Raw genomic sequence first — 364 nt, forward strand, 5'->3', positions numbered from 1 at the left:
GTCAATAGATACACAATCATCGCAAGAATCAGTTGATTTTCGACCCCTTCTTCCGACTGGGAGAAGAATGTCTTAATCGTCATGTGTTGCTTGATATGTTTGAAAAAGAGTTCAATCTGCCATCTTGATTGATACATCTGGCTGATTTCTTCAGCGGATACATCCATGCGATTCGTGACAATGCGTAATGGCCGTTGATGCTTTCGTTCAACTGTGACTAGTCTGAAAAGTCCAGTAAGGTAGGTTTTTCCACCTAATTGAACCAACTGATCACTGATGATTCCTTTGTTTTTAGGTACTTCCGTATGGGCTTGGACATGCACTGTCGTATTCTTTTTGATTCGTGAGACGAAGAAATAGCCTT

Annotated in this window: 1 protein-coding gene; it reads right to left on the minus strand. The window is 40.9% G+C overall.

Features of this window, described 5'->3' with window-relative positions; all coding sequences use genetic code 11:
* The coding region (locus ABDZ53_RS00465) for a transposase (protein WP_343752874.1) at positions 1-364 on the minus strand (364 nt) is incomplete at both ends.

The sequence above is a fragment of the Alkalibacterium iburiense genome, assembly GCF_039521845.1.
In the GTDB taxonomy this organism is placed as follows: domain Bacteria; phylum Bacillota; class Bacilli; order Lactobacillales; family Carnobacteriaceae_A; genus Alkalibacterium; species Alkalibacterium iburiense.